This window comes from Nguyenibacter vanlangensis (assembly GCF_013376155.1).
GTDB lineage: Bacteria > Pseudomonadota > Alphaproteobacteria > Acetobacterales > Acetobacteraceae > Gluconacetobacter > Gluconacetobacter vanlangensis.
The window spans coordinates 1-6,336 of sequence record NZ_JABXXP010000130.1 but is presented as its reverse complement, the minus strand read 5'-3'; the positions used below and the strand labels follow the sequence as shown (position 1 = coordinate 6,336).

Here is a 6,336-nt window from a genome sequence, read left to right as displayed (position 1 = left end):
CCTTCCCCCTGGGCGCTCGCCCGGGACAACGCGTCCGCCCGCGCCTCGGCGGCCGCCAGGCGGCTCTGCGCCTGGGTCAGGCTGACCGCGGTCTCGGACATCTGCCGATCGATCAGCGGGCCGGTATCCGACCCGTTGCCCGTATTGGACAGATGATGCGCGGCGTTGAAGCTGCTGGCCTTGGTCGAGGCCTCCAGCCAGCGTTCGCGCAATTGCGCCGTGCGGGCATCGATCCAGGCCGCCGTGCGGTTGATGTCGCCGCGCTGGCGGTCCAGGGCCTGAAGCTGGTACTGCGTCACGAAGCTGTTGGCCAGGTCGGCGGCGCGCTGCCCGTCATTGTCCTTGATGCTGATGTTGATGATGCGCGAATGCGGCTCGGGCTCCACGGTCACCGACGCCAGCAGACGGTCGATCTTCGCCTGCCGCTCCGCCTCGGGATTGCTGGCGGCGGCCTTGGGGCACAGCAGATGGACATGGGCGCACAACGCGGCGCGCAGGTTGAATCCCGCCGGCGCCGGCGGCGGCGGCAGGGCCCGCAGCACCGCCGCGGCGACATCGCGCGATTGCAGCAGCCCGGCTTGCGTGGCCAGTTCGTCATCCTGCAGCCGGTCGGCGGGCTGGGCATTCTGAAGATTGACCGGATCGACGCTGGTCGATGAGACGACGACCGTCGCGGTGGCCATATAGGAGCGTTTGAGCATCATCGTCACGCCGCTCCCCACGACGAACGTGCCGACGCCCACGGCCAGGAACAGCCGGCGATAGCGCCGCACAAGCTGCAATCCGTGCAGGATGACCGCCCGTCCGTCTCTCTGGGGCGCCGCCGGCATATGCTCGGCCATGCTGAAATCAGCCATATCCGGGACCGAAAGTCCGTTCGGCCAGGCATCGGTCCTGTTGTTCATTGCGATCTGCTCCGTTCGGGGGCGAATTTCCAGCGAAGAACGTGAAATCCAAAGACGGGAAGGCCGATCAGATAGCGGCGCCACAGACGGCGCGGCTCCCGCGACAGCCGGACCGCCCATTCAAGGCCCATGTTCGCGACCCAGCGCGGCGGCCGGTGGACGCGCCCCGCGGCATGATCGACCAGCGCCCCGGCCGTGATCGCGATCGTCGGCGCGATGCGGTGCCAATGGTCGTGCAGCCAGCGTTCCTGGCGCGGCATGCCCATGTTCACCAGCAGCAGGTTGGGCCGCGTCTCGTTGATCTGCCGGATGATCGCCTCCGAATCCGCCGAACCCGCGCGCACGTCGAAGAAACCATGATGCACCCCGGCGGTCCGCACGCCATAGCGCCGTTCATAGGCCCGCGCCGCCTCCTCGGCGACCGCCTGCTCCCCGCCCAGCCAGAACAGGGACGCATCCCCGCCCAGTTGTTCCAGCACCGGCCCGATCCATTCCGGCGGCGTCGTGCGGTGCAGCCGCCGTCCGGTCAGGAATAGCGAGGCAAGCTGCACCCCGGCCCCGTCGCAGAAGGTGACGTCCGCCTCCGCGAACAGCGCGCGCAGCCAGTGTTCATGTTGCGACAGGACCATGCAATGCGCGTTCGCGTTCACCACCAGCATCTTGGCATGCGCGCGCGCCGCCCGGACCACCAGTTCCGCCAGGTCCTGGCGCGGTATGTCCATCAGGCGCAATCCCATGATGTCCAGCGCGTCGAACGGCACCGCATCGAGGGCAGGCGAGGGCGCGAAGGCGGCCGGGCCCATCGAATCCGGGCCCGCCGAATCCGGGTTCATCGAATCCGGGACTCCCATATCCGGGGAAAGAGCTTCAGAAGGCATGTCGGCTGAAAACCTCTCGAAGCACGGTCAGCGCCATGATCTTGATGTCGAAGCGCAGCGACCATTTCTGGATATATTCCAAATCGTACGTGACGCGGCGGCGCAGATCGTCGATCGTCACCAGCTCGCCGCGCGCGCCGTTGACCTGCGCCCAGCCGGTAATGCCCGGCTTCACCTGATGCCGGATGACATATTCCGCCAGCGCATCGTCCAGCAGCATGCCGCCCGCACGCGTGTGCGGCGCATGCGGGCGCGGGCCGACCAGCGACATTTCCCCCCGCAGGACGTTCAGCAATTGCGGCAGTTCATCGATGCTCAGCTTGCGCAGCCACCGCCCGACCGGCGTCACGCGGGGGTCGTCCCGCGACGTCTGCCTGGCGGCCATCATGTCCGACATGTTGGTATACATGCTGCGGAATTTGTACACCATGAAGGTGCGGTTGTTGAAACCCAGGCGCGGCTGCTTGAAGAAGACCGGACCCGGAGACGTCGCCTTGATCGCGATCGCGACGATCGCCAGCACCGGCGCCAGGATCACCAGCGCGATCGCGCCCAGGACCATGTCCAGCATCGTCTTCTTGACGGCCTGCCAGTCCGACAGCGGACGGCGCTGCAGCACCAGCAGGGCGAAGGGACCCAGTTGCTCGATCGGCAGCACCACGTCGATGCCGTGCACCACGTTCGGCAGCACATAGACGTCGGACAGCACGCTTCTCAGCCGCCAGCTGATTTCGGCGACATGGTCGTGCGGGTCATAGTGCGAGGGGATGGCCAGGATGATGGCATGCAGCGGCGTCTCCCGGCTGCGCACGATCAGATCTTCCAGGGTGCCGTCCACGGCATTCGGGTTCAGCGCCGTGTCGTGGTCGTCGAATACGCCGATCATCCGATAGGTCGGGCCGGCCTCCCCGGCGATGCGCGCGGCGAACTTGATCGCCGTCTCGTCGCTGCCGACGATCGCGACGTTCCGCGCCAATTGTCCCGAGATCGCGCTGCTTCCCAGCAGGGCGATCTCCGTCCCGCGAACCGCGCCCAGGGCGAGCGCCGAGCAGAACAGCCACACCGCGGCCAGTTCCGCGGACGGGGCGATCGGATGGCGCAGCATGGACAGCACCACCGCATGCAGCAGCGCGCCGATCAGCAGCGGCGGCGCCAGATAGCGCAGTTGCGCCGAAGCCTGCAGCAATGTCGGCACGTAAATCAGCGAGCGCTTCTTCGGCGCCATCAGAAAACCCAGGACCGACATCAGGTTCGCGACCGACTGGGACATGACCCAATGCTGGTGGACGACCTCCGGGCCGACATAGGCCGTCAGAAGCGTCGCACCCATCACGGTCAGGCCGTCTATGCTGGTTATCATCCCGCTCAGCACAGGATGATAATAAGGATAGACGCCGGATTCCGCCGGTTTCGTTACGGATTCAACCTGCCGGAGCGGGTCGTCCGGAAAGTCGATCGTGCTCTGCAACGAGCTATAGGACTCACTCATGTGAAGACCTCCAACGGATACACATGCGTCTCCGACGGTTCCAACTGCGAATCATGGAATCCGATAAAGGATTTTTTATCAAAGTCCGTGAACATCCAATGAAAACACGCAATTATGAAACGTGATCTCTCCGGATCGGTTCAATTCTTTCGATCGGGTCGATCGAATTTCGTCCCAGCCGGTCTTCTCTCTGGAAAAATCCGGAAACCCACCCGTCTCCGTAACCCGAAGGCCGCCTTGCATGACGCGACGCGGCTCGCGAAATCTCCGCCACCCATCATGGCGGAGACCATATCCCGAGACATGAGAAACGAAATCGCCATCTCCCAGATTAAAGATTTGGACACGATCTTGTCGAGTCTATTTGTGACATGTTCCTCATGTTCCGGACCGCAACAGCCGCCCGATCGCGCATGGTCCGAAAGGGCGGCGCAGACACATATCCGTGGCACCGCCGCATCCCGGCGTCAGGGACGACCGATCGATTCGTATTGAAAGCCGTGCTCGCGCATGGTTTTCGGATCCCAGATATTACGCAGGTCGACGACAACCTTGCCCCGCATCAGTTCGCCCAGCCGGCTGGGCGACAAGGCCCTGAACTCGTTCCATTCCGTCAACACCACCAGCGCATCGGCCTGGGCGGCCGCATCCAGTGCGTCGCGGCAATATTGCACGCCATCCGGCAGGAGGGGGCGCGCGCTTTCCATGCCCGCCGGATCGAACGCGCGCAGCCTGGCCCCCGCCTCGCTCAGCCGGTGCAGGATGGGAATGGACGAGGCCTCGCGCATGTCGTCGGTCTCGGGCTTGAACGTCAGCCCCAGGACACCGATCGTCAGGTTGGACACCGATCCGCCGCAGGCCGCGATGATCCGCTCCGCCATCCTGGCCTTGCGCGCATCGTTGATGCTGACGGTCGTCTCGATCAGGCGCATCGGAGAATCCGCGTCGCGGGCGATATGGACCAGCGCCAGCGTATCCTTGGGAAAGCACGATCCGCCGAAGCCCGGGCCCGGATGCAGGAATTTCCGGCCGATACGGTTGTCCAGCCCGATTCCCCGGGCAATGTCGTGGACCTCGGCTCCGACCTTTTCGCACAGATCGGCGATCTCGTTGATGAACGTGACCTTCATCGCCAGAAAGGAATTCGCGGCGTATTTGGCCAGTTCCGCGGTTTCCAGGCCCGTGAACAGGATCGGCGCCTCGATCAGGTAAAGCGGCCGGTACAGCCGGCGCATGATCTCCATCGCCCGCTCCGACCCTCCGGGCTTGGTCGTGTCGGTGCCGATGATGACGCGATCCGGCCGCATGAAATCCCCGATCGCGTTGCCCTCCCGCAGGAATTCCGGATTCGACGCCACGTCGAAATCCAGGTCGGGCCGCACGCGGCGGATCAACTCGGCGACCTGGCGCCCGGTGCCGACCGGCACGGTCGATTTCGTCACCACCACGGCGTAATTCTTCATGCTCTTGGCGATCTGTTCCGCCGCGGCGAAGACATAGCGCAGGTCGGCATGGCCGTCGCCGCGCCGGGTCGGCGTGCCCACGGCGATGAAGATCGCCTCGGCCCCCTGTATGCCCGTCTCGATATCCTCGCTGAAGGTCAGGCGCCCGGCCGCCACATTGTCGGCCACCAGCTTGTCCAGCCCGGGCTCATAGATCGGGATCCGCCCCTCGCGCAGCGCACTCAGCCGTCCCGGATCGGCCTCGACGATGGTCACGTTCGTGCCGAACTCGGCGAAGCAGGCGCCGGACACCAGCCCGACATAACCGCCACCGATCATCGCAATCTGCATGGTTCACTCCTCAGCTTTGTGGTGCGGGCCCGCATGTGGTCCCGCATGGGCCGGCAATGTCATTCCGCTCACGCCGAGCGCCGCCGCGCCACCCGGCGCTGCATCGCCCGTCCGATCTGCCGCCCCACGCGCGGAACGAAAGAAGGGCGATGCAGGGCCCTCGTAAGAAGCGCGGCCAGGGCGCCCTTGCGGATGGCCTGTGAAAAGAAATGCGCATCGTCGAGCCGCAGCAATCCTTCGGCTCGCTTGCGCAACAGCGCGTCAAGGCCGGGTTGCGCCTTGATCGCCGGATGACTCGTCAGTTCCAGCGCCGACTGCGCCAGCGCGGCATAGGCGATCGTCGTCCGCGTCATGGTCGATTCCCGCCGGCTGACGGCGCCCTCCCGCTGCGTGTAGAGGTAATGCGCGGTATCCAGGATCCTGAACCGCGCCCCCTCCAGCAGAAGATGCATCATGAAGGTGAAATCCTCCCCATGACGCTGCCCGACCGGATAGCGCAGCCCCGTCTTCATCAGGAACGCGCGCCGGATGACCGGCTTCAGCAATCCCCAGTCGGGGCCGCGCCCGTCGGCCAGGTTATGCGCAAGATAATCGGCCGGCGTGACCGTCCGGTCCTGCGCGTGCGCGGCGCCGATGGCCCGTCCGGTCACCATCCCGGCGCCCGCGTCGTAATAGAGCAGGTCATCCGCCAGGATATCGCTGTCCGGGTCGGCCGCCGCCGTGCGCGCCATCGCCTCCAGCCGGTCGGGCGCATAGGCGTCGTCCGCGTCCAGGATCGCGATCCAGTCCCCCGTGGCCTGCGCAATGCCCAGGTTGCGCGCGGCGGCCGGTCCGCCGTTCACCGCCGTCCGCATCGGGCGGATGGACGGATGACGCTGCGCCAGCGTCGCCACGACCTGGGCCGTCGCATCGGTCGAGCAATCATCGACGACCAGGATCTCCGCGGCCGGCAGACTCTGCTCCAGGACCGACCCGATCGCCCGCTCGACGAAGGACACGGCGTTATAGACCGGGATGATGACGGAAACGCTGAAGCTGTCGGTCATGCGTGCACCCGGGCCAGGCGGTCGTACAGATCCTCCAATGCGTGGGTGCATATGCGGATATCGTGATTTTTCTGCACGAAGCGCCGGCCGGCCGCACCCATCCGGTCCGCCAGCGCGTCGTCCGTCAGAACGTCCAGCAGCCGGTCCCGCAGCGTCGCGACGTCGCCCTCGGCGAAGGCGAAGCCCGTTTCCCCGTCCGCGATCCCCTCCGTGACGCCGCCTCGG

5 protein-coding genes and 1 pseudogene are annotated in these 6,336 nt (G+C 65.7%); all 6 read right to left on the bottom strand.

The window, feature by feature from the left end; all coding sequences use genetic code 11:
- Positions 1 to 905 (bottom strand): Wzz/FepE/Etk N-terminal domain-containing protein (locus tag HUK84_RS08535; RefSeq protein WP_374729297.1); only part of this gene is annotated, 905 nt, incomplete at its 3' end.
- Positions 902 to 1,738: a WecB/TagA/CpsF family glycosyltransferase gene (locus tag HUK84_RS08530; RefSeq protein ID WP_246285557.1), complete on the bottom strand. Its 837-nt coding sequence runs from the start codon at positions 1,736 to 1,738 to the stop codon at positions 902 to 904. The genes HUK84_RS08535 and HUK84_RS08530, both read right to left, overlap by 4 nt.
- 34 nt (positions 1,739 to 1,772) lie before the next feature.
- Positions 1,773 to 3,272, bottom strand: a complete 1,500-nt coding sequence (locus tag HUK84_RS08525; RefSeq protein ID WP_176639921.1) for an exopolysaccharide biosynthesis polyprenyl glycosylphosphotransferase — start codon at positions 3,270 to 3,272, stop codon at positions 1,773 to 1,775.
- A gap of 467 nt (positions 3,273 to 3,739) precedes the next feature.
- A complete protein-coding gene (locus HUK84_RS08520) occupies positions 3,740 to 5,065 on the bottom strand; it encodes a UDP-glucose dehydrogenase family protein (RefSeq protein ID WP_218064282.1) in 1,326 nt (441 codons plus the stop codon).
- A gap of 68 nt (positions 5,066 to 5,133) precedes the next feature.
- Positions 5,134 to 6,111, bottom strand: a complete 978-nt coding sequence (locus tag HUK84_RS08515) for a glycosyltransferase family 2 protein (RefSeq protein WP_176639920.1) — start codon at positions 6,109 to 6,111, stop codon at positions 5,134 to 5,136.
- Positions 6,108 to 6,336, bottom strand: a pseudogene (locus tag HUK84_RS08510) (glycosyltransferase); the annotation flags it as partial. The gene HUK84_RS08515 and the pseudogene HUK84_RS08510, both read right to left, overlap by 4 nt.